19 protein-coding genes and 1 tRNA gene are annotated in these 20,230 nt (G+C 71.2%); 5 read left to right on the top strand and 15 right to left on the bottom strand.

From position 1 onward, the window contains the following. Positions 1-100 precede the first annotated feature (100 nt). Positions 101-174: transfer RNA gene (locus OG974_RS27245), tRNA-Met, on the bottom strand. Positions 175-219: 45 nt separating this feature from the next. Then, positions 220-3,096 carry a UPF0182 family protein gene (locus tag OG974_RS27240; RefSeq protein ID WP_327285771.1) on the bottom strand — a complete coding sequence of 959 codons (2,877 nt, stop codon included), beginning with the start codon at positions 3,094-3,096 and terminating at the stop codon, positions 220-222. Between the two features lie 151 nt (positions 3,097-3,247). On the opposite strand from OG974_RS27240, the gene OG974_RS27235 reads away from it, so the two are divergent. Then, positions 3,248-3,811, top strand: a complete 564-nt coding sequence (locus OG974_RS27235; protein WP_327285313.1) for a PPA1309 family protein — start codon at positions 3,248-3,250, stop codon at positions 3,809-3,811. Between the two features lie 37 nt (positions 3,812-3,848). On the opposite strand, the gene OG974_RS27230 is transcribed toward OG974_RS27235, so the two are convergent. The 4 genes from OG974_RS27230 to OG974_RS27215 all read right to left on the bottom strand — a co-directional run bounded on the left by OG974_RS27230 (position 3,849) and on the right by OG974_RS27215 (position 7,280). Then, positions 3,849-4,934 (bottom strand): PDZ domain-containing protein, encoded by a 1,086-nt coding sequence (locus OG974_RS27230; RefSeq protein WP_327285312.1) that lies wholly within the window; start codon positions 4,932-4,934, stop codon positions 3,849-3,851. A gap of 122 nt (positions 4,935-5,056) precedes the next feature. Beyond that, positions 5,057-5,254 (bottom strand): hypothetical protein, encoded by a 198-nt coding sequence (locus tag OG974_RS27225; RefSeq protein WP_266663975.1) that lies wholly within the window; start codon positions 5,252-5,254, stop codon positions 5,057-5,059. Between the two features lie 192 nt (positions 5,255-5,446). Beyond that, positions 5,447-5,908, bottom strand: a complete 462-nt coding sequence (locus tag OG974_RS27220; protein ID WP_327285311.1) for a molybdenum cofactor biosynthesis protein MoaE — start codon at positions 5,906-5,908, stop codon at positions 5,447-5,449. 217 nt (positions 5,909-6,125) lie between these two features. Beyond that, a complete protein-coding gene (locus tag OG974_RS27215; protein ID WP_327285310.1) occupies positions 6,126-7,280 on the bottom strand; it encodes an SDR family oxidoreductase in 1,155 nt (384 codons plus the stop codon). Between the two features lie 191 nt (positions 7,281-7,471). Between OG974_RS27215 and OG974_RS27210 the strand changes: the two genes are divergently transcribed. Together OG974_RS27210 and OG974_RS27205 are read left to right on the top strand one after the other, a co-directional pair. Further along, a complete protein-coding gene (locus tag OG974_RS27210) occupies positions 7,472-8,911 on the top strand; it encodes a zinc-dependent metalloprotease (RefSeq protein ID WP_327285309.1) in 1,440 nt (479 codons plus the stop codon). Further along, positions 8,908-9,432, top strand: a complete 525-nt coding sequence (locus tag OG974_RS27205) for an NUDIX hydrolase (RefSeq protein ID WP_327285308.1) — start codon at positions 8,908-8,910, stop codon at positions 9,430-9,432. Before OG974_RS27210 ends, OG974_RS27205 begins: the two co-directional genes overlap by 4 nt. A 100-nt stretch (positions 9,433-9,532) precedes the next feature. Here the strand turns inward: OG974_RS27205 and OG974_RS27200 are convergent, their stop codons facing one another. The 4 genes from OG974_RS27200 to OG974_RS27185 form a co-directional block, all read right to left on the bottom strand. Beyond that, a complete protein-coding gene (locus OG974_RS27200) occupies positions 9,533-10,288 on the bottom strand; it encodes an AIM24 family protein (RefSeq protein ID WP_327285307.1) in 756 nt (251 codons plus the stop codon). Positions 10,289-10,305: 17 nt separating this feature from the next. Beyond that, positions 10,306-10,986 (bottom strand): AIM24 family protein, encoded by a 681-nt coding sequence (locus OG974_RS27195; protein WP_327285770.1) that lies wholly within the window; start codon positions 10,984-10,986, stop codon positions 10,306-10,308. 20 nt (positions 10,987-11,006) lie between these two features. Further along, entirely contained in the window at positions 11,007-12,710 is a 1,704-nt protein-coding gene (locus OG974_RS27190) for a TerD family protein (RefSeq protein ID WP_328763604.1), read from the bottom strand. A 133-nt stretch (positions 12,711-12,843) separates the two neighbouring features. Next, positions 12,844-13,488 (bottom strand): M48 family metallopeptidase, encoded by a 645-nt coding sequence (locus tag OG974_RS27185; RefSeq protein WP_371644725.1) that lies wholly within the window; start codon positions 13,486-13,488, stop codon positions 12,844-12,846. A gap of 105 nt (positions 13,489-13,593) precedes the next feature. Here OG974_RS27185 and OG974_RS27180 point away from each other — a divergent pair, with 105 nt between their 5' ends. Further along, entirely contained in the window at positions 13,594-14,700 is a 1,107-nt protein-coding gene (locus OG974_RS27180) for a ThiF family adenylyltransferase (RefSeq protein WP_371644723.1), read from the top strand. A 189-nt stretch (positions 14,701-14,889) separates the two neighbouring features. Further along, positions 14,890-16,218 (top strand): AarF/ABC1/UbiB kinase family protein, encoded by a 1,329-nt coding sequence (locus tag OG974_RS27175; protein WP_327285303.1) that lies wholly within the window; start codon positions 14,890-14,892, stop codon positions 16,216-16,218. 23 nt (positions 16,219-16,241) lie between these two features. Here OG974_RS27175 and OG974_RS27170 read toward each other — a convergent pair whose 3' ends face one another. The 5 genes from OG974_RS27170 to OG974_RS27150 form a co-directional block, all read right to left on the bottom strand. Then, positions 16,242-16,448, bottom strand: coding sequence for a hypothetical protein (locus OG974_RS27170; RefSeq protein WP_099889587.1), 207 nt, complete (start codon positions 16,446-16,448; stop codon positions 16,242-16,244). 121 nt (positions 16,449-16,569) lie between these two features. Further along, on the bottom strand, positions 16,570-16,899 hold the full coding sequence (locus OG974_RS27165) for a hypothetical protein (RefSeq protein ID WP_327285302.1): 330 nt from the start codon (positions 16,897-16,899) through the stop codon (positions 16,570-16,572). Beyond that, positions 16,896-17,267: a WhiB family transcriptional regulator gene (locus OG974_RS27160; RefSeq protein ID WP_030291222.1), complete on the bottom strand. Its 372-nt coding sequence runs from the start codon at positions 17,265-17,267 to the stop codon at positions 16,896-16,898. The genes OG974_RS27165 and OG974_RS27160 overlap by 4 nt, the downstream gene beginning before the upstream one ends. 184 nt (positions 17,268-17,451) lie before the next feature. Continuing rightward, a complete protein-coding gene (locus OG974_RS27155) occupies positions 17,452-17,793 on the bottom strand; it encodes a hypothetical protein (protein ID WP_328763599.1) in 342 nt (113 codons plus the stop codon). A gap of 168 nt (positions 17,794-17,961) precedes the next feature. Further along, positions 17,962-20,187: an ATP-dependent DNA helicase UvrD2 gene (locus tag OG974_RS27150; protein WP_371644720.1), complete on the bottom strand. Its 2,226-nt coding sequence runs from the start codon at positions 20,185-20,187 to the stop codon at positions 17,962-17,964. Between the last annotated feature and the right edge of the window lie 43 nt (positions 20,188-20,230).

Raw genomic sequence — 20,230 nt, 5'->3', positions numbered from 1 at the left:
CCCGCCCCAACTCACCCGTCTCAGCTACCTCATGGCCCCGCGTGTCCCCCCTGGACATGACGAAGGCCCGGATCCCATGGATCCGGGCCTTCATCTTCAGTAGCGGGGACAGGATTTGAACCTGCGACCTCTGGGTTATGAGCCCAGCGAGCTACCGAGCTGCTCCACCCCGCGTCGGTGAAACCACAGTATCACGACGCGGGACTGAGCCATTACTCCTTATCCAGCCGGCTTCGGGGCGGTCAGCTTCGCCTCCGCGTCGATCGCCCGCTGCAGCGCCGCCTTGATGTCGTCCTGCGCCTTGCCGAAGGCCGTCCAGTCGCCGGACTGACGGGCCTTGTCGGCCGCCTCGATCGCCTTCCTGGCATCGTCGAGCGCCGCCTTGACCGTCGGGTCCGTGGCGGTCGGGGGCGTGGTGGTGCCCTCGCCCGGCGGGGTCACCGGAGTCGTCGGCACGGTCGGCGCCTCGGCCCCGAAGACCACGTTCAGCGCCTTCTCCAGGCTGTCCTCGAACGCGGTCTGGTTGCCGTACGTCACCAGCACCTTGCGCAGCAGCGGGTACTTCAGGTTCGAGCTGCGCACGTACACCGGCTCCACGTACAGCATTCCGCCGTCGAGCGGCACCGCGAGCAGATTGCCGTACTCGACTTCCGAGTCGCCGCCGCGCAGCAGCCTGATCGATTCAGCGATCTTCGGTTCCGACTGGAACTTGCTCTGCACCTGCTTGGGGCCGTCGACCGGCTTGCTCGTCGGCAGCTTCAGGATTCTGATCTTGCCGTAGTCCTGGGTGCCCGGATCGGCGTTGACCGCCATGAAGGCGCTCAGGTTGTCCCGCTCGTTCGGCGTGAACGTCGTCGTGAGCGAGAAGACCTGGTCCTTCTCCTTCTGGTCCGGCATCTTCATCGACAGGTAGTACGGCGGGACCGCCGTGCCGGCCTTGGTCGTCGGGTCGTCCGGGACGGCCCAGGCCTCACTGCCGCTGAGGAAGGTCTGCGGGTCCGTGACGTGGTACCGGGTGAGCAGCTCGCGCTGGACCTTGAAGAGGTCCTGCGGGTAGCGCAGGTGGTCCATGAGCGGCTTGGAGATCTCGCTCTTGGGCTTGACCGTCCCCGGGAACGCCTTCATCCAGGTCTTCAGGACCGGGTCCTCGGTGTCCCACTGGTACAGGCTGACCGTGCCGTCGTAGGCGTCGACCGTGGCCTTGACCGAATTGCGGATGTAGTTGACCTGGTTCTCCTGCGCCACCACCGCGCGCTGGCTGTTGGTCAGCGAGTCCGCGGTGCTCTGGCCCAGCGTGGTGCGCGAGGCGTACGGGTAGCCGTTCGTCGTCGTGTACGCGTCGACGATCCACTTGATCCGGCCGTCCACGACCGCCGGGTACGGGGCGCCGTCGATGGTCAGCCACGGGGCGACCGCCTCGACGCGCTCCTTGGGCGTGCGGTGGTACAGGATCCGCGAGCCGTCGCCGATGGCGCCGGAGTAGAGGATCTGCGGCTCGCTGAACGCGAGCGCGTACGCCGCCCGGTTGACCGGGTTGTCGAGGTTGACGCCCGAGCCGCCCTTGTAGCTCGTCTCCTTCTCGCCCTTGTCGTCCGAGTAGTCGAGCTCCTTCTGCGGTCCGCCGACGATCGAGTACTGCTTCGTCTGCTCGCCGTAGTAGATGCGCTGCTCGAAGTCCGTGCCGAACATCCCCTTGGAGGGCAGGTCGGACTGGGTGAAGTCGGGGGCACCGTCCTTGACGGTGGTGCCCTTGGCGGCGACCACGCCGTAGCCGTGCGTGTACTTGAAGTGGTCGTTGATCCAGTTGTTCTTCGGGATGCCGCCGATGTTCAGCTCGCGCAGCCCGATGACCGTGTCCTGGCCGCTGTACCGGTCCACGGCGAGCGTGGACGGGAAGCCGTAGTAGCCCTTGACCTGCTGGAGCTGCTGGAACGCCGGCGAGACGATGTTCGGGTCGAGGAGCCGGACGCTGGCCGTGGTGTCGGCCGCCTGCCGCAGCTTGGTCTTGTCCTCGGTCTGCGGGACGCCCGGGTAGTCCTTCACCTCGGAGCGGTCGATCCCGTAGGCGTCACGCGTCGCCTTGATGTTCTTCTCGACGTACGGCGATTCCTTGGCCTGCTCGTTCGGCTGGACCTGGAACTTCTGCACGATCGCCGGGTACAGCCCCCCGATCAGGATCGCCGAGAGCACCATCAGGCCGAAGCCGATGACCGGCAGCTGCCAGGTGCGGCGCCACAGCGTCGCGAAGAAGAGCACGGCGCAGATGGCCGCGATGGCGACGAGGATCGTCTTCGCCGGCAGGTACGCGTTCGCGTCGACGTAGCGCAGGCCGGTCCAGTTGTCCGCGGCCTTGAAGTCGCTGGACTTCACGGCGAGGCCGTACCGGTCGAGCCAGTACGCCACGGCCTTCAGCGTCACGAAGAGGCCGAGCAGCACCGACAGGTGTCCGGTCGCCGCCGCGGTGGCCCGGGCGCCCGGGCTCGTCACGCGCAGGCCGCCGTACAGGTAGTGGACGACGACCGCGGCGATCACCGACAGCACGACCGCGGCGAAGCCGAAGCCGAGCAGGAAGCGGTACCAGGGCAGGTCGAAGGTGTAGAACGACACGTCCAGATGGAACTGGGGGTCCTTCTGCCCGAAGGGCACCCCGTTCACGTACATCAGCCAGGTTTTCCACTGGCCGGCCGCCGAGGCGCCCGCGATCATGCCGACGAGCGCCGCGATCCCGAGGAGCAGCCACGTCTTGTACGGGGCGACGCTCATCCGGTAGCGGTCGAGGCTCTGCTGCTCCATGGACATCGCGGACAGCGGCGGCCGCAGCCGGTACGCCAGCCAGATGTTCAGGCCGACGGCACCCGCCATCAGCAGGCCGAAGACGGCGAAGAGGCCGATCTTGGTCCACAGGGTGGTGGTGAAGACGGTGGAGTACTTCACGGAGCGGAACCAGAGCCAGTCCGTCCAGAAGCCCGCGAACATGACGAACGCCATGCCCAGGACGGCCAGTACGCCCAAGGTCATCAGAAGAGTGCGGGCACGCCGGGAGGGGCGGCCGACTCTCATCCGTGGCCCGGAAGGGCCTCCGCCGCGGTCCGGCATCTGGAAAGCCAAGGTGCGCACCTCGAAAGTCGCTGAGTGTCGTGCTGGACATTTCAAAAGCTGGGCCCCCGATCGTAGGGCCCACTGATTCAACTTACTGAGGCTTTAGTCGGTTCCCGGTGTCGGGTGGAAAGGAGGCAGGATGTAGTCCATGTCCAACGTTTCTCCTTCCCCCGGCACGCCGATGGCGGCCACTCCCCTGACGCGTGCCGTCCTTGAGATCGACGAGTACGCCTCCTCCCTCGGCTGGGACAAGCCCGCCCGGCTGTTCGCGCTCGTCGACACCGCCAAGCTCCGCAAGTCGGAGCCGCGGCTCGCAGGCCAGCTCGGCCTCGACCAGGACGACGCGGGCAAGAGCCAGCTCACCCCGATCGAGCAGGACGAGGTGCCCAAGGGCACGCCGCTGGACAAGTTCCTGGGAACCATCGCCTGGCCCAAGGCGATCGTCGGCTGCGCGCTGACGGTGGAACGGCTGATGCTGCCGCCGTCCGCGGAGGCCTCCGTACCGGAGGGGCTCAGCGACAAGCAGCTGGCCAAGTGGGTCGCCACTCACCCGGACCGGCAGGAGGTGCGGCTGACCGTGGGCGTGCTGCGCGACGGCTCCCGGGAGTCCGCGGTACGGCTGCGCGAGAAGGACTCCTCGACCGAGGTCCTGACCGGCGCGAGCCTGGTGCCGGGCCTGGCCGAGGCGCTGGCCGCGACGTTCCTGGACTGACCGGCCCGGGCGGACGGGCTCGGGGGCGGACCGGCCGCTAGCCGCACTGCGGCAGGCCGGCCGTGTCGCCCTTGCTGATCTTCTCCAGCGCCTTCGTGGCGTCGTCGATGGTCGAGACCTTCACGAGGGTCAGGCCGTCGGGGACGTGCTGGGAGGCGGCGGAGCAGTTCTCGGCGGGCGTCAGGAAGTACTCGGCGCCGGCCTGCCGGGCCCCGATCGTCTTCATCTGGATGCCGCCGATGGGGCCGACCTTGCCGGCGTCGTCGATGGTGCCGGTGCCCGCGACGAACTTCCCGCCGGTCAGATCGCCCGGGGTGAGCTTGTCGACGATGCCGAGGGAGAACATCAGGCCCGCGCTCGGGCCGCCGACGTCGGCGAGCTTGATGTCGATCGCGAACGGGAAGGTGTGGTCGGTGCCCGCCCGGATGCCGACGATGGCATGCCCGTCGCCCTCCGCCTTCGCGGTGGTGATCACGACCTTGGTCGACCCGGTGGGCTCCTTGTGCGCCTTCTCGGCCGCTGCCGCCTCGGCGGCGGGCACGATGGTGAACTCGACCGGCTCGCCGGCCTTGCGCTTGGTGACGAGCTTGGCCACGTCCTCGGGGGCGTTGATCGGGCTGCCGTCGACGGCCCGGATCACGTCACCGGCGTGCAGCTTGCCCTCGGCGGGGCTCCCCTTGACGACGGTGGAGACCACGACGCGGGAGGCGACGCCCGGAGTGCCCAGCTGCTTGAGGGCCGCCACCTTGGCGCTCTCCTGCGACTGGCTGAACTCCTCGGCGTTCTCCTGGGTCGACTGCTCCTCCGTCTTCCCGTCCGGGTAGAGGTTCTCGTGCGGGACGACGATGTTGTCGTCGGACAGCCAGCCGTAGACCGCTTCCAGCAGGTTCATGTCGTAGTCGGCGCCGGTGACCCGGACCGTCGTCATGTTGAGGTGCCCACTGGCCGGGTACGTCTTGTGGTCCGCGATGCTGATGACGGGCTCGCCGTGCGAGTCCCCGAGCGTGTTCACCGTCGGGCCCGGGCTCATTTCCGAGTACGGGACCTTGATGAAAACCCCTGCGCAGAGCAGCGCGAACAGCAGGAGGGTGGAGGCGAGCATCGTCGCAGTGCGGCGTGGCATGGATCGACAGTACGGGACGCCCCAGACGGGCGGCCGCCGGGGCCGGTCCGTACGGGGGCCGTACGCGGAACTCTCAGCGGATTCTCAGGGGCGGGTCTTCGAGGGGCCTCGCCCGGGACGCGTCACACCGCGTCGGAACCGGAATGGGCCGCTGCCTTCGCCCTGGCCTGATCGGCCTTGTCCATGGCTTCACGGAACCTCGCGTATCCCGCGAGTTCGGATATGTCACCTTGAGTGCGGTCGCGCGCCGCCCAGCTGCCCCATATCGCCGCTCCGATGGCGGCGAACAGCGGAATCAGCAACCACGCCAGTGACGCCATGGACGTGCCTCCCTGCCCCGAAAGTACGTGTCGTTGGTGGCTTCAACGCTCGTGCCCGGAGGGGGGTTACGCAAATCGAGGGCGTGTTGCGCGGCCGAACGGGTGGGACAGTACAAGATCGCACCCCCACCCCCGCACCCGGCCCCCGAGTACCCGCCGGCCAGCGCCCGCCAAGGCGCCGGCCGAGGGCGCTCAGCAGGCTCCGACCCACTCCTCGGTGCCGTCGGAGAAGGTCTGGTGCTTCCAGATCGGGACCTCGTGCTTGAGGTCGTCGATCAGCATCCGGCAGGCCTCGAAGGCCTCGCCGCGGTGCGGGCAGGACACCGCCACGATCACCGCGAGGTCGCCGACGGCCAGGTCGCCGATGCGGTGGACGGCGGCCAGGGCGCGGACCGGGTACTTGTCGATCACGCGCTCGGCGACGCGGCGCATCTCGGCCTCGGCCGACGGGTGGCAGGAGTAGCCGAGCGCGTCGACGTCGGCCCCGCTGTCGTGGTTGCGCACGGTGCCGACGAAGAGGGTCGTGCCACCCGTCGCGTCGTCGCCTACCGCCTTGAAGACCTCGTCGATCGAGAGCGGGGTCTCACGGATTTCGAGCAGCCGGATCGGGTCCGGAGCGGCCTGCTCGCCGGGGTGGTCGAAGTGCGGTGCCATGCAGCCATCGTGCACCACCGCTCTCACATCTCGGAAGAGCCGATTCGACCGGCTGTACGGCCCACCGGTATGGAGCCTCCTACAGGATCACCGCGGCCGAGCCGCCCCGAGCTCGGGCACCCGCCGCCCGCGGCAGACCCGTGCAGCCCCCGCCCGGGGCCGGACGCCCGGGGCGGGGCCGACCCCTCGGGGCCCGGGGCCGGCAGGCCCGGGACGGTCAGATGCCGCGGCGCTTGCGGGCCCTGCGGACCACCGCCGCCGCGCCCAGCAGGGCGACCGTCGCGCCGGCCGCGCCCGCCGCGGTGGCGTCCTTGCGGCCCAGCCGGCGCCCAGCGACCGTGTGCCGGCCCGCGACTTCCTGGAGGAGCTCGGCCAGCACCTCCTCGTTGGTCCAGCGCGGCCGCCAACCCGCCGCGTGCAGCCCGCTCACGCTGACCACCCACGGATGCATCGTGTACGCGAGGTCCCCTGCCGGGGAGGGAGTCAGGCCGATCCGGTGGAGCCGGGCCGCCGCGCCGAGCGCGACCGCCGACGGGAGCTCCATGCGGCGGATGCCGCTCAGCTCCTCGACCTCCTCCTGTTCCAGCCAGCCCTCGCAGCCCACCGCCAGCTCGCCCTCGACCTTCTCCAGTGCCGCGTACTCCAGCGCGCTGACCAGGTCCTCGACGTGGCAGAACTGCCAGGTCGGCCGGGAGCCGGCCACCACCAGCAGGCGCGGCGACTCGAAGTACCGGGTCAGGGCGGTGTCGGTGCCGCCGACCAGGACCGCCGGGCGGACCACCGTCACGTTGAGCCCGGGGTGCGCCCGCGGCGCCCGGCGGCCGAGCCGCTCGATCTCCAGCAGGTCGCCGACGCCCGTCGCCTCGGCCGTGGCCCGCAGCTCGGAGTCCTCCGACAGCGGGATGTCATTGTCCGGCAGGGCCCCGTAGACCATCGCGGAGGTGCACAGCACGACCCGGTGCACCCCGGCCGCGGCGGCGGCCGTCAGGACGGTCTGTGTCCCGCGCACGTTGTACGCCGTACGGGCGGCCGGGTCCGTCTCCAGGTCGAGGTCCAGCGCCAGGTGGACGACCACGTCGGCGCCGCGCAGTTTCTCGGCGATCGCGGGGTCCCGTACGTCCAGCACGTGCCACTGCGCGGCGGCGCAGTCACCGCGCCGCTCGTCGATCGCCACGACCTGCTTGACCTCGTCGGACGCGGCCAGGCGGGCCACCAGGGCCGCCCCGACCCCGGAAGCGGCGCCGGTCACGGCGATCACGGGGCCTCGTGCAGCCTGGTTTCGCGGCTGGCGAACGCCGTGGGCGCTCTCGCCGTGCTCAGGGCGGTTTTCGGCGTCGTGGGGCGCGCGAACCTGTGGATCTGGGGAACTCACCAGGCGTCTCCAGCGGTTGTCTTCAGTAGGGACGCGCCGCGACGCGTACCTACCAGGTGATGTCCATCCTGCCGCAGCCCAGGAGTCGGCGGAGCACCGAGCCCGGAAGCGGGTGTGGTGTCTACGCTGGGTGGTGTTGTCGGACCATTTCCCGTCGGCCCTGCCGGCGGCCCTACGAGCCGAGGAAACCCGTGAGCGACACCCCATTCGGATTCGGCCTTCCGCCGGAGGAGCCGGAGAACGGCGACGAAGGCAAGAAGAAGGGCAATCAGGGCGGTCAGAGCGGCCCGAATCCGTTCGGGTTCCCGGGCATGGGCCTGCCGGGCGGCGCCGGCGGCCCGGGCGGCGCGGACAATCCGTTCGCGGCGATGTTCGGTTCGATGAACCCGAACGACCTGGGCGCGGCCTTCCAGCAGCTCGGCCAGATGCTCAGCTACGAGGGCGGTCCCGTGAACTGGGACATGGCCAAGGACATCGCCCGCCAGACCGTCGCCCAGGGCACGGCGGACGGTGTGAAGGACGTCAGCGTCGGCATCGCCGAGAAGTCCGCCGTCGACGAGGCCGTGCGCCTCGCCGACCACTGGCTGGACGGGGTGACCTCGCTGCCCTCGGGCGCGACGACGGCCGTCGCGTGGAGCCGTGCCGAGTGGGTCGAGGCGACCCTCCCGGTGTGGAAGGAGCTCGTGGACCCGGTCGCCGAGCGCGTCGGCGTGGCCATGGGCAGTGTGCTGCCCGAGGAGATGCAGGCCATGGCGGGCCCGCTGCTCGGCATGATGCGCTCCATGGGCGGCGCCATGTTCGGCCAGCAGATCGGCCAGGCCGTCGGCACCCTCGCGGGCGAGGTCGTCGGCTCCACCGACATCGGCCTTCCGCTGGGTCCGGCCGGCAAGGCCGCGCTGCTTCCGCTGAACATCGAGGCCTTCGGCAAGGACCTGAGCGTCCCGGCCGACGAGGTGCGGCTGTACCTGGCCCTGCGCGAGGCGGCGCACGCCCGGCTGTTCGCGCACGTGCCGTGGCTGCGCTCGCACCTGCTGGGCACGGTCGAGGGGTACGCGCGGGGCATCAAGGTCGACACATCCAAGCTGGAGGACGTGGTCGGCCAGCTCGACCCGACGAACCCGGAGCAGCTTCAGGAAGCGCTCCAGGGCGGCATGTTCCAGCCGCAGGACACCCCCGAGCAGAAGGCCGCCCTGGCCCGCCTGGAGACGGCGCTCGCGCTGGTCGAGGGCTGGGTGGACGCGGTCGTCCACGAGGCGGCCAAGCCCCGGCTGTCCTCGGCGGACGCCATGCGCGAGACCATGCGCCGGCGGCGCGCCTCCGGCGGCCCGGCGGAGCAGACCTTCGCCACGCTGATCGGGCTGGAGCTGCGCCCGCGCCGGCTGCGGGACGCCTCGCGGCTGTGGGCGTCGCTGACCGACGCGCGCGGGGTGGACGGCCGGGACGGGCTCTGGGAGCACCCGGACATGCTGCCGACGGCCTCCGACCTGGACGACCCGGACGGGTTCGTGCACCGCGAGCAGCTGGACTTCTCCGAGATCGACAAGATGCTCGGCGAGGCGGCGCAGAAGCGCGAACAGGGCGGGCAGGAAACTCCGGGCGACGCCGATGGTGAGGGTGAAACGAAGAAGTGAGCCTGTACGACGACGCGGTGCTGGTCCTCAAGGGGTACGAGGACCAGCCCGAACTGCGTGACCTGTACCTGGAGCACCTGGCGGCGCACCCGGACGGGGTCTACAAGCCCTGCCGGGCGGGGCACATCACCGGCAGCGCGCTGGTCGTCGACCCGGCGGGCGGGCGCGTACTGCTGACCTTGCACAAGAAGCTCGGCATGTGGCTCCAGCTGGGCGGGCACTGCGAGCCCGACGACACCACGCTCGCCGGGGCCGCGCTGCGCGAGGCCGTCGAGGAGTCGGGCATCGCGTCGGGGCTGACGCTGCTGCCGGGCGGCCCGGTGCGGCTGGACCGGCACCCGATCCCGGCGCCGTGCAACTGGCACCTGGACGTGCAGTACGCGGCGCTGGCTCCGGCCGGCGCGGTGGCGGAGATCAGCGAGGAATCGCTGGACCTGCGCTGGTTCCCGTACGAGGAGGTCGCGGCGGTGGCCGACGCCTCGGTCGTGCGGCTGCTGGAGGCGACCCTGGCGCGGCTCTGACGCCTCCGGAGACACCCAGATACCGGGACACACCGGAACACGTGCAAGGGGCGGCCCCGCATCCGCGGAGCCGCCCCTTGCACGTGCCGTGTGCCCCTCGTCAGTTCCAGGCGTTGTTCTGGTTCTGCACGTGGACGCCGTGCTGGCCCATGCCGTACTGCGCGGCCATGCCCTGACCGAGCTGGGCGTTCTGCGGCGGCAGCACCTCGCTCGGCTGCACCAGCGCGAAGCCGGTGCCGAGGAAGCTGAGCTCCCAGCCCTCGCCGGTGTTGCCGCGCCGCCGCCAGACGCCGCTGGAGTGCGTCTGGGCCTGCATCTGCACGCGCAGCGAGGTCGACCAGGCGACGACCGCGTCCGCGTCGGCGTTGACGTACTTGTCGGGCGTGACCTGCATCATCAGCGGCTGCCCAGAGGTCATCAGCGCGACCTTGCCGCGGCCGGTGATGTTGAGCTGGTACTTGCCGGAACCGGAGATCCCGTACTGGCTGTCGACCGCGATCGCCTCGGTGTGCAGGCTGGAGTCCAGCGCCAGCACGTAGCTGCTGTCGACGGTGAGGCCGTCCTGGTCCACGTCCACGACGTGGACGTACTGGGCGAGGTTGGCCAGGTAGACCGTGCCCTGCCCGGAGCAGCGCATCAGGTCGAGTCCCTCGCCGGTGCGGGCGAGGGCGGTGCGCTGCGTGGTGCTCTGGTACTCGCCGTCGAAGTCGACGATGCCCTGGTAGGCGACCATCGCGCCCTTGCGGGCGAGTACGTCGTCGGAGCCGGCCAGCGTGACCCGCAGCAGCTGCGGGTTCTGGACGGCGTACCGCTCCTGGGACTGCGCCTCTGCGTGGGCGAAAAGTGCGCTCTGCATGATGTGTCCGCTCCCCCTCAGCCCCGGCCCCGGAGCCGGTCGGTGCTGTCCTCGCTGGGCTGTACGACGACGATGCCCTGACCGGAGAAGGCCATCTGGTAGGCCTCCCCGCTGCCCCGGCCGATCATCGACGAGGCCTTGAAACTGCGCTTGCCCTTCACCTTGAGGTTCGGGGACCAGGCGACGAGCGCGTCGGGGTCGACATACGTCTCGTCCTCGCCGCGGCCGCAGTCGACCACGATCGGGGTGCCCCGGGAGGTGATCGCGACCCAGCCGGTGCCGGAGATCTGCACGTTGAACAGGCCCTGGCCGGCGAACTTGGCCATGCCCTTGACCCGCTCGACGCCCCACTGGAGGTGGGCGTCGAAGGCGAGCAGGTTGGTGCCGTTGACCGACAGCGCGTCGTTGTTGAGGTTGATCACGACGACGTCGGCGCCGTAGTCGGCGAGGTAGAGCAGGCCGTCGCCCGTGCACTTCATCAGCGGGGCGCCCTCGCCGGTCAGCCACTGGGAAGCCATCTGGCGCATGGCCGGCGGGTTGGGCTCGTACTGGACGAAGCCCTCGTACGCGACCATCGATCCGGTGCGTGCGAAGAGGTCCTGGCCGCTCTGCATGGCGACCTTGAGCATGGCCCGGCCGTGGTTCTCCATGCGGGCCGTGACGGGGGTGGGGGCGTAGCCCGCGAGCTGCTGGTTCATTGCGTTCATGACGGGCTCCCTCAGACCTCGTACGGCTGGACGACGATGAAGTTGCCGGGAGCGCCGCGGAACTGGAGGTTCACGGTCTCCCCGCTGTGGCCGGGGTAGGCGTTGCGCCGCAGCCGGACCTGGCTGGAGACGATCACCTGGGAGGCCGCCGACCACGCGACGATGGCATTGCTGTCGGCGAAGGTGGTCGGGGTGACGGGCAGTACGACCGGCGTGCCGTGCGTCTTGACGATCACCGTGCCGGAGCCCTGGAACAGCATCGTGAAGAGGGCGCCGCCGGGGATGCCGTGGCCCTCGATGCGGCGGACCTCGTGCTGGAGGCTCTCGTCGAAGGCGAGGACGCTCTCGGCGGAGACGCAGATCCCGTCGCCCTGGAGCTCGATGGCGTGCAGGTGGGCGCCGTTCTCGGCGAGGAAGACCTGGCCGCGGCCGCTGCAGCGCATCAGCTGCATCTCCTGGCCGGTGGCGTTGCCGACGATGCGGCCGGCGAAGCCCGCGCCCTTGTAGCTGAAGTCGACCTTGCCCTGGTAGAGCACCATGCTGCCCTGGCGGGCGAGGACGGGCTGGCCGCCCATGGCCAGGTCGACGCGCATGAGCTGGTGGTTCTGCGCGGTCCAGCGGGTGCCCGTGGGCACTTCCTTGTACGGCTGGAGCGCGGCGGCGAGTCCGGCGCCGGCGGCCTGCGGGGCGCCCTGGCCGTAGCCGGGCTGCTGGCCGGGCATCTGACCGTACGGGGCCGGCTGCTGGCCGGGGACCTGGCCGTAACCGGGCTGCTGGCCGTACGGCGCGGGGGCCGGAGCGGGCGGCGGGACCTGGCCGTAACCGGGCATCTGGCCGTACGAGGGCTGCGACTGCTGGCCGTACGACGGCGGGCCGGGCGGCTGCGGGGCGTGCGGCGGCTGTCCGTACGGCGCGGGGGCCGGCGGGGTGGTCAGCGGGCCGACCATGGTCGGGGCCGAGTGCACGGGGGCGGGCGCGCCGGGCTGCTGGTACTGCGGGGCCGGGGCGGGAGCCGGGGCGGGCTGCGGAACGTACGGGGCGGGCGGGGCCTGCGGGGCCGGGGCCTGGACCGGGGTGCCGAAGGACTGCGCCGGGGCGGCTCCCTGCGGCGGCGGGGCGAATCCCGGCGCGGCGCCGGACTGAGCGGGGGCGGGGGCCTGCGGCTGCTGCGCCTGCTGCTCGTCCTCCTCGGCGACCTCGCCGCCGAAGTTCTTCAGCAGCGCGGCGAGTCCGCCGTCGAAGCCCTGGCCGACGGCGGCGAACCGCCACACGTCCTTGAGGTAGAAGTCGCCGAGCATCACGGCGCGCTCGGTGCTGAACTCCGCACCCGTGAAGGAGTACCGGACGACCTCTTCGCCGCCGGCCACGATCCGGATGTAGCCCGGTCCGATCTGCGACATCTGTCCGTCGCCGTCGATCGTGGCGGTGAAGGACAGCTTGTGGATGCTCGCCGGGACGCGGTCCAGCGTCACCCGGAAGGACTCGGTGTCGCCGGCCTGCGGGCCGAGCTGCTGGATGGACTCCTCCGGCGACTTCGGCTGGTTGTAGAAAATGAAGTACCGGTCGTCCGACAGCTGCTCGTTGGCGTCAAGGCCGAAGCAGCTGATGTCGAAGGCGAGTCCGGGCCCGGCGATCTGGACGCCCACGTACAGATCGGTGCCGGCCGTCAGATCGCTGATCTTGGCCTTGTGACCGCGTTGGAATTCCCTGGCCATACGTAACGACCGTCCCCCATCCCGACTGTGAAATTGCGTGCCGCTCAGGCTAGCCGCATCTGCCGACATCCGGCCAAGCCGGTACCGACCCGGTACATATCGATACGTCCGCGGCCGGGGGTGCGCGGTCCGGTCATTCCTCCCGGGCCTCGGGGACCTTGGGCAGCCGCTCGGCGGCGACCACTCCCTCCAGGTAGCCGCGGGCCCGCTCGGTGCGCGGGTAGGCGTCGAGCAGTTCCCAGAAGCGGGGGCCGTGGCCGGGCACGAGGAGGTGCGCCAGCTCGTGCAGCAGCACGTAGTCGACGACGTACTCCGGCATCCCCTGGAGGCGGTGCGAGAGCCGGATGCTGCCTTCGGCAGGGGTGCAGGAGCCCCAGCGGGTGTTCTGGTTGGTGACCCAGCGCACCGAGCGGGGGCGGGCACGGGCGCTGAAGTACTGCTCGGACAAACGCTCGGCGCGTGCGGTGAGTTCCGCGTCCCCGAGGGTGCGCTTGCTCTCCTGCGCGGCGAGCTTGTCGAGCATGACGCCCACCCAGCGCTGCTCCTCGGCCTCGGACATCCGGGCAGGGATGAGGACGACCGTCCGGTCACCCTCGCGGTAGGCGGAAACGGTCCTGCGGCGGCGCGCGCTCCGGCGGACTTCGACGGCGCGCTGCTGTGGGTCGGCGGACACGCCCAAGACCGTACCCGCTCGCCGCGGCCGAAGTCCCGCTGCTCCACCGTTCGAACATGATCGATTCGAAGGTCGCGCAGGAAGCGCCCCATTTCTCCATCTCATATGCCTAATAGCTCTTGCCTGTGGACAAATCCGCGCACGGAATGCGCCGGGCGGGCACTCTGCGGAGGAAGGGAACGAGGCGCAGTTCGTACGAGGGGGAAAGCCATGTATCCGAAGGTGAAGCCGGCGCTGGCGAGGGCGTGGCGGGATCTACAGACGGTGCAGTTCGGGGTAACGCCTGCGCACGCGGTGGTGCTCGGCCCGGTGGACACGGCGACCGGATCGTTCATCGACCGGATCGACGGGACGCGGGGCATGGAACTGCTGCGCGCGGAGGCGGCGGCCGTGGGGCTGCCGGAGGGGCAGGTGGACTTGCTGGTCCGCCGGCTGGCAGCGGCCGGCCTGCTGGACGACGCGACCGCGGGCGGCCCTCGGGCGCAGGCCGTGCGCAAGCGGCCGGAGGCGCTGGAGCGGCTCGGGCCCGATCTGGGCTCGCTCTCGCTGGTACGCCGTGAGCCGGGAGGTGACTTGCGGGGCGTCGCGGCGCGGCGGGCCGTACGGGTCCAGGTGCGCGGGAGCGGCCGGGTGGGCGGGATGATCGCCGGGGTCCTGGCGGGAGCCGGCGTGGGCCGGGTCGAGGTCCTCGACGGCGGCCGGGTGGAGCCCGCGGACGTGGCACCGGGTGGACTTGGGCCGGGCAGTGTGGGGCGGCTGCGGGCCGAGGCGGCGGCCGGGCTGGTCCGCGAATCGGCCCCGGCGCGCCCACCGCGTGCCACGGAACACGAGGGGCCCGAGCCGGGTGTGTCCCTGGTGGTGGTCGCGCCCCGGGACGGCTTGCAGGCGTGGGCCCCGGATCCGGGCACCGCGGCCGACTGGATCGCCACCGGCACCCCGCACCTGTACGCCGGGGTGCTGGAGGGCACCGGGCTGGTCGGTCCGCTGGTGCTGCCGGGTGCCACGGCGTGCGCGGGCTGCATGGAGCGCGACCGGGTCGAGGCGGATCCGGCCTGGCCGCGGATGCTCGTCCAATGGCGCTCGGCGCACCGCCGCCGGGCCACCGCCGCCTGCGACCTGGGCCTGGCCACGGCGGTGGCCGGCCTCGCCGCGGCCCACGCCCTGTCCTTCCTCGACGGCGAGCTGCCCGCGTCGACGGCCTCCCGCTGGGAGGCCGCCCTCCCCGGTCTTCACTGGGAGCAGACGCCCCTGAGCCCGCATCCCGACTGCCCGTGCGCCGCGGCCAGGGTTACGGCGGAGCAGGGGGCGGGGCCGTGAAGGCTCCATCCGGTGTCCGGTCATGCTCGCCCGCGGGGACCGATGCTGTCCGGGGGTCGGGACTCCCGTCGGCTTCGGGGTGGACGCCTCGGGCGGGGTGGGGCGCAGGCACCATGACAGGATGCGATGGGCCGAGGGCCGTCCTGAACCGCCGCTTGCGGCACAGCTGTCTGGGAATTGGAGGGGCGCATGTCTGATCTTCCCCGGAAGGCGGTCACCCGTACCGTCAAGCTGGCCGCGCTGCCACTCGGCTTCGCGGGCCGGGTCACTTGGGGGCTGGGAAAGCGGATCGGGGGCAAGTCGGCGGAGATCGTGGCGCGCGAGCTCCAGCAGCGCACCGCCGATCAGCTGTTCCGCACGCTCGGAGAGTTGAAGGGCGGTGCCATGAAGTTCGGGCAGGCGCTCTCGGTCTTCGAGTCGGCCCTGCCCGAGGAGGTCGCCGGGCCGTACCGGGCCGCGCTGACCAAGCTTCAGGAGGCGGCCCCGCCGCTGCCCGCCCAGACGGTGCACCAGGTGCTGGCGGACCGACTGGGCGCCGACTGGCGCGACCTGTTCGAGGAGTTCGAGGACAAGCCGGCCGCGGCGGCCTCGATCGGGCAGGTGCACCGGGCGGTGTGGCACGACGGCCGGCAGGTCGCGGTGAAGGTCCAATACCCGGGGGCCGGTGAGGCGCTGCTGTCGGACCTGAAGCAGCTGGGCCGGTTCGCGGGGCTGCTGGGTCCGCTGATTCCCGGCATGGACGTCAAGCCGTTGATCGAGGAGCTGCGCGACCGGGTCGCGGAGGAACTGGACTACGAGCTGGAGGCCGAGGCCCAGCGGATCCACGCGGACGCGTTCGAGGGCGACGAGGACGTGGTCGTGCCGGATGTCGTGCACCAGGGCGACCAGGTGCTGGTGACCGAGTGGATGGAGGGGACCCCGCTGTCGGAGGTGATAGCGGACGGCACCGAGGAGGAGCGCGACCGCGCCGGTCAGCTGCTGGCCCGGTTCCTCTTCTCGGGGCCCGCGCGCACCGGGCTGCTGCACGCCGATCCGCATCCGGGCAACTTCCGTCTGATATCCGGGGCGGACGGCCGAATACGGCTGGGCGTGCTGGACTTCGGCACCGTCGACCGGCTGCCCGGAGGCTGGCCCAAACCCATCGGGACGTCACTGAGGATGACGCTGGAGGGCGACGCGGAGGGGACCTACGGGCACCTGTGCGCCGAGGGGTTCGTGAAGGAGTCCATCGAACTGGACCCGGAGGCGGTGCTGGACTACCTGCTGCCCATCATCGAGCCGGCCCGGGCCGATGAGTTCACCTTCACGCGCCCGTGGCTGCGCGGCCAGGCGGCCCGGATCGCCGATCCCCGCTCCCCCGCACACCAGTTGGGCCGGCAGATCAATCTGCCGCCCTCGTACCTGCTGATCCACCGGGTGACGCTGAGCACCATCGGGGTGCTCTGCCAGCTGGGCGCGACGGTACGGCTGCGGGGCGAACTGGAGTCCTGGCTCCCGGGGTTCTTGCCCGAGGAGTGAGCGCGGGGGCCTGCGGGCCCGAGTCACCACCAGGACGAGTCGAGGCGGCCCTCGATCGCCCGGAGGTTGGCCCGCGCGCAATCGACGCAGAAGTATTGTCTGGTCCCGTTCTCCACCGAGCAGGTCCAGGTGGGCGGGGCGCCGTCTGGGGCCTTCTTGCCGCAGCGCGCGCAGACGACGGGCTGGGCCTCGGGTCCCGACGGGGCGGGGTGGGGATTCGGCTGGTCCACCTCCAGACGATATCCCCGCGAGGGGTGGAGAGCCGTCCGCAACGCACCGGGGGGACCGGTCCGTTCGGACCGGTCCCCCGTACGCTGCGGCGCCGCTGGTCAGCGGCGGCTGCGTGGCTGCTTACTGCATGACGGCGATGGCCAGCGCCCGCCGGGCGCGCAGCGAGACGCGCTCGGCTCGCCGCTGCATGCGGCGGGCGGCGACCAGGCGCAGGGCGCGACGCTCGGCGTCGACCTCACGCATGCGGTCGTCCATATGGGCACGAGCCAGGGCTTCTGGGATGAGTTGCATTTCGCGGGTCCTGTTCTGACGCGAGGTGATCGCGCCGGCGGTGATGAAGTCTGCGGTGGCGGAGCCGTGCGGCTGCTCGCTCGTCGTGTGGGCGGTCATGAGGGCCTGCTTCAAGGGGTCGTGCGTCAGGGGGCGGTCGATGGTTCCGGCGGCGGTCATGCCGCGACAACCGGGTTCTTGCGCGGACGGCCACGGGGGCGCTTCCGGGCTACGACAACGCCCTGGACGAACAGCTCGCCACCCCAGACACCCCAGGGCTCACGGCGCTCGACCGCACCGGCGAGGCAGGCCTCGACCAGCGGGCAGGTGGCGCACAGGGACTTGGCGTACTCGACGTCGGCCGGGGACTCGGCGAAGAAGACCTCGGGGTCGTAGGTACGGCAGGCGACGGGTACGCCGAGGTTCTCGATGGCGTCGTCGAGCGCGGTCAGCGCGGTGAGGGGAGTCAAGGTGGAGTCCTCCGGGACTGCGGGCGGGGAGATCGTCTGGGTCTGCGGTACGGACGGGGCGTGCGCTTCGAGTTGCACGGTGTTTTCTTCCTCGTCTTGGTTGGCTAGTCGTTCCGGCCGGGTTCGGCCGGGGGCGGCTGGTACCTGGTCTTGCCAGTCCCGAGGCTCCTTCGTGCCGTCGCCCCCGTTCGGGGGCAAACAGAAGGGCCGCGGATCCCGGGTGGGGTTCCGCGGCCCTGAAGGCGCCGGCCTGATCTTGGAATCAGGCTGGATCACTCCAGGGTTCGAGCCCACGGAAGGCCCACATCAGGTGGTGCTGCTGCTTCGTCTGCTTCGTCTGCGTCTTGGATCCGGCACCGGCTGCGGCCGCAAACCCATAGGCGCCATGCGCCTGGGCTTCCAGTACTGCCACCGGTGCCTGGGTCGGTCGCTCATTCCGCACGCTCGCCAGGAGCGCGGAGGGCGCAGCCAGCAGGGCAGGGCTGTCAGCGGAAATCGCGGACAGACCGGTACCCAGGAGCGGGAGGAGCGAGGAGGAGCCGAGCGTGCAGGAAGCGGCGACCGAGCGATCGGTCATTTTGGTGGTGGTGATGAAGCTGGTCACTGGTTCTCGCCTCCTCTCGGCGTCTCGGGGACGGGGCCCGGGGGCCTGTCCCATACGTATTCGGATAAGTACAGCACGGATCCGGAGCTTCGGAGAAGCCACCGTTTCCGTTGCTAAGAACCTATGGGGATTCGCTGGGCATGTGCAAACTATTTTTCCGACGAGTTTCTACGCGTCGTCAGCATCGCTGCCCCCAGGCTCTTGACCTGCACAGATGGCCAGGACGTCGGCTCCGTACCGGTCGAGCTTGCGGCGGCCGACTCCAGAGATCATCGAGAGCTCGCCCTCCTCGGACGGCGCGGCCTCGGCGATCGCGACGAGCGTCCTGTCGGTGAAGACGCAGTACGCGGGCAGTCCCTGCTCCTTCGCCTGGCCCGCGCGCCACTCCCGCAGCCGCTCGTAGAGGCCTTCGTCCATGTCCGACGGGCAGTCGTCGCAGCGCATCAGTTTCAGCTCGCCGGCCTCGGTGAGCGTCTTGCCGCACACCCGGCACAGCGCCGGGCCGCGGCGCCCCCGCGTCCGGGGCGCCCGCTCGGCCGTACCGCCCGCCCGGCCGCCGGGGGCCGCAGAGCCCGGCCGCAGCCCGTTCAGGAAGCGGCTGGGGCGGCGGGAGGGCCTGCCGCCCGGAGCCCGGGAGAGCGCCCAGGAGAGCGTCAGGTGGTGACGCGCCCGGGTGACCCCGACATAGAGGAGCCGGCGTTCCTCCTCCACCTGCTCGTCGGTCTTGGCGTATGTGATCGGCATCATGCCGTCGGTGAGGCCGGCCAGGTACACGGCGTCCCATTCCAGGCCCTTCGCGGCGTGCAGCGAGGCGAGGGTGACGCCCTGGACGGTCGGGGCGTGCTGGGCCGCCCTGCGCTCGTCCAGCTCTACGGTCAGGTCCGCCAGGGTCGCGCCGGGCCGACTCCGGGCGAAGTCCTCGGCGAGCCGGACCAGGGCGGCCACGGACTCCCACTGGTCGCGGACGGCCCCGGAGCCGGCGGGCGGCTCGGTGGTCCAGCCGGTGGAGCTGAGGACGGCCCGGACCTGGGAGCCGAGCTCGACGACGTCGTCGAGGAGGGGGTCGTTGCCGCCGGAGCGCGCGGCGCCGCGCAGGGCGAGGATCGCCTTCTGCACCTCGCCCCGCTCGAAGAAGCGCTCGGCGCCGCGCAGCTGGTACGGCACCCCGGCGTCGGCGAGGGCCTGCTCGTAGACCTCGGACTGGGCGTTGATGCGGTAGAGCACGGCGATCTCGCCGGCCGGGACGCCCGCCGCGATCAGGTCCCGGATCCGCAGGGCGACGCCCTCGGCCTCGGCGGGCTCGTCGGGGTACTCGGCGTAGACCGGGTCGGGGCCGGGCTCGCGCTGGGAGACCAGCTCCAGGCGGTGCTCGGCGGCGCGGCCCTTGGCCTGGCTGAGCAGCCCGTTGGCGAGGTGGACCACCTGGGGGGTGGAGCGGTAGTCGCGCACCAGCTTGACGAGCGTGGCCTGCGGGTAGCGGGTGCGGAAGTTCAGCAGGTGGTCCGGGGTGGCACCGGTGAAGGAGTAGATCGTCTGGCTGGCGTCGCCGACGACGCAGAGGCTGTCGCGCTCGCCGAGCCACAGGTCCAGCAGTCGCTGCTGGAGCGGGCTGACGTCCTGGTACTCGTCCACCACGAAGTGCTGGTACTGGGTGCGGATCTGTTCGGCGATGTCGTGGCGGTCCTGGAGGATGCCGACCGTGAGCAGCAGCACGTCCTCGAAGTCGATCATGCCGCGGTCGCGCTTGAGCTGCTCGTACGTCCCGTAGATCTGGGCGATCTCCGCCATGTCCCGGGGGGCTTCGCGGCCCACCTTGAGGGCGGCTGCCGGATAGTCGGAGGGCACGGTCTGGGTGACCTTCGCCCACTCGATCTCACCGGTGACATCGCGCAGCTCGCCACGGTCGAGTCGGATGCGGCAGCGCGCGCCGGCCTCGGCCACGAGCTGGATCTTGCGCTCGACGAGGCGGGGCACCTCGCCGCCGATCGCCTTGGGCCAGAAGTACTGGAGCTGGCGCAGGGCGGCGGAGTGGAACGTCCGTGCCTGGACCCCGCCCGCGCCCAGGGTGCGCAGGCGGCCGCGCATTTCGCCGGCGGCGCGGTTGGTGAACGTGACGGCCAGCACGCTGGCCGGCATCAGCTGGCCGGAACGGACCCCGTAGGCGATCCGGTGGGTGATCGCCCGGGTCTTGCCCGTGCCCGCTCCCGCCAGCACGCACACCGGTCCGCGCAGGGTCGTCGCGACCTCGCGCTGCTCCGGGTCCAGGCCCAGGAGCACCGCATCGGCCGAGTCCGCGCCGGCGGGGAAGGATGAGGAGTGCGTTGCTGATGTCACCCCGCCATGCTGCCAGGTCCCGAGGGGCGGGCGGGAAACTTGTCCACAGGGTGCGCGCATTCGTCGTACCGGCTCGCGGCCCGCGCCGCCCCCGTGCTGCACG

It is taken from the genome of Streptomyces sp. NBC_00597 (assembly GCF_041431095.1).
In the GTDB taxonomy this organism is placed as follows: Bacteria; Actinomycetota; Actinomycetes; order Streptomycetales; family Streptomycetaceae; genus Streptomyces.
Note: the sequence above shows the minus strand (reverse complement) of the source record. Positions and strands in the feature narration are given on the sequence as shown.

Excerpts from the sequence above, each read along its gene's own strand:
- OG974_RS27240 (WP_327285771.1), bottom strand. The coding sequence starts at position 3,096 with ATGCCGGACCGCGGCGGAGGCCCTTCCGGGCCACGGATGAGAGTCGGC.
- OG974_RS27235 (WP_327285313.1), top strand. The coding sequence starts at position 3,248 with ATGTCCAACGTTTCTCCTTCCCCCGGCACGCCGATGGCGGCCACTCCC.
- OG974_RS27230 (WP_327285312.1), bottom strand. The coding sequence starts at position 4,934 with ATGCCACGCCGCACTGCGACGATGCTCGCCTCCACCCTCCTGCTGTTC.
- OG974_RS27225 (WP_266663975.1), bottom strand. The coding sequence starts at position 5,254 with ATGGCGTCACTGGCGTGGTTGCTGATTCCGCTGTTCGCCGCCATCGGA.
- OG974_RS27220 (WP_327285311.1), bottom strand. The coding sequence starts at position 5,908 with ATGGCACCGCACTTCGACCACCCCGGCGAGCAGGCCGCTCCGGACCCG.
- OG974_RS27200 (WP_327285307.1), bottom strand. The coding sequence starts at position 10,288 with ATGCAGAGCGCACTTTTCGCCCACGCAGAGGCGCAGTCCCAGGAGCGG.
- OG974_RS27195 (WP_327285770.1), bottom strand. The coding sequence starts at position 10,986 with ATGAACCAGCAGCTCGCGGGCTACGCCCCCACCCCCGTCACGGCCCGC.
- OG974_RS27190 (WP_328763604.1), bottom strand. The coding sequence starts at position 12,710 with ATGGCCAGGGAATTCCAACGCGGTCACAAGGCCAAGATCAGCGATCTG.
- OG974_RS27185 (WP_371644725.1), bottom strand. The coding sequence starts at position 13,488 with ATGAGATGGAGAAATGGGGCGCTTCCTGCGCGACCTTCGAATCGATCA.
- OG974_RS27180 (WP_371644723.1), top strand. The coding sequence starts at position 13,594 with ATGTATCCGAAGGTGAAGCCGGCGCTGGCGAGGGCGTGGCGGGATCTA.
- OG974_RS27175 (WP_327285303.1), top strand. The coding sequence starts at position 14,890 with ATGTCTGATCTTCCCCGGAAGGCGGTCACCCGTACCGTCAAGCTGGCC.
- OG974_RS27165 (WP_327285302.1), bottom strand. The coding sequence starts at position 16,899 with ATGACCGCCGCCGGAACCATCGACCGCCCCCTGACGCACGACCCCTTG.
- OG974_RS27150 (WP_371644720.1), bottom strand. The coding sequence starts at position 20,187 with ATGCGCGCACCCTGTGGACAAGTTTCCCGCCCGCCCCTCGGGACCTGG.